Genomic DNA, 1,494 nt, shown 5'->3' on the forward strand with positions numbered 1-1,494 from the left:
GGCGGCGGCGGCATGCAGCCCGGCTCCACCGTGACCGTCTCCGACGGCGACACCGAGCTCGGCACCGCCACCGTGGGCGAGGACGGCAGCTGGACCTTTACGCCGGAAAATCCGCTGGCTGACGGCGAGCACGCGCTCGTGGTTGACGGCACCGGTGCGGACGGCAACGCGGTCAGTGACACCGTTAACGTAAACGTCGACACCAGCGCCACCGCGCCGGGCCTCACCGACGACGCGGGCAACCCGATCGCCGACGGCAGCAGCACCAGCGACAGTACGCCAACAATTGGCGGCGGCGGCATGCAGCCCGGCTCCACCGTCACCGTCTCCGACGGCGAGACCGAGCTCGGCACCGCCACCGTGGGCGAGGACGGCAGCTGGACCTTCACGCCGGAAACCCCGCTGGATGACGGCGATCACGCCCTGGTCATCGACGGCACCGACGCGAACGGCAACGCCAGCAGCAGCACCGTCGACGTCACCGTCGACACCAGCGCCACCGCGCCGGGCCTCACTGACGACGCAGGTAATCCGGTCGCCGACGGCAGCAGCACCAGCGACAGCACCCCGACCATCAATGGCGACGGCATGCAGCCCGGCTCCACCGTGACCGTCTCCGACGGCGACACCGAGCTCGGCACCGCCACCGTGGGCGAGGACGGCAGCTGGACCTTCACGCCGGAAAATCCGCTGGACGACGGCGAGCACGCGCTCGTGGTTGACGGCACCGACGCTGACGGCAACGCCAGCAGCAGCACCGTCGACGTCACCGTCGACACCAGCGCCACCGCGCCGGGCCTGACCGACGACGCCGGTAATCCGGTCGCCGACGGCAGCAGCACCAGCGACAGCACCCCGACCATCAATGGCAGCGGCATGCAGCCCGGCTCCACCGTCACCGTCTCCGACGGCGACACCGAGCTCGGCACCGCCACCGTGGGCGAGGACGGCAGCTGGACCTTCACGCCGGAAACCCCGCTGGACGACGGCGAGCACGCGCTCGTGGTTGACGGCACCGATGCCAGCGGCAACGCCAGCAGCAGCACCGTCGACGTCACCGTCGACACCAGCGCCACCGCGCCCGGCCTGACCGACGACGCCGGTAATCCGGTCGCCGACGGCAGCAGCACCAGCGACAGCACCCCGACCATCGGCGGCGGCGGCATGCAGCCCGGCTCCACAGTGGTGATCACCGACGGCGACACCGAGCTCGGCACCGCCACCGTGGGCGAGGACGGCAGCTGGACCTTCACCCCTGACGCGCCGCTGGCTGACGGCGAGCACGCGCTCGTGGTTGACGGCACCGATGCCAGCGGCAACGCCAGCAGCAGCACCGTCGACGTCAACGTTGACACCAGCGCCACCGCGCCGGGCCTGACCGACGACGCCGGTAACCCGATCGCCGACGGCAGCAGCACCAGCGACAGCACGCCGACCATCGGCGGCGGCGGCATGCAGCCCGGCTCCACCGTGGTGATCACCGACGGCGACACC

1 protein-coding gene is annotated in these 1,494 nt (G+C 71.6%); it reads left to right on the plus strand.

Annotated elements, in window-relative coordinates; translation table 11 throughout:
- Positions 1-1,494, plus strand: a 1,494-nt coding sequence (locus FOV68_RS23810) for an Ig-like domain-containing protein (RefSeq protein ID WP_255473763.1), incomplete at both ends; no start/stop codon positions are given.

Origin of the sequence: Pantoea sp. paga (assembly GCF_007558755.1) — a bacterium.
GTDB lineage: Bacteria > Pseudomonadota > Gammaproteobacteria > Enterobacterales > Enterobacteriaceae > Pantoea > Pantoea agglomerans.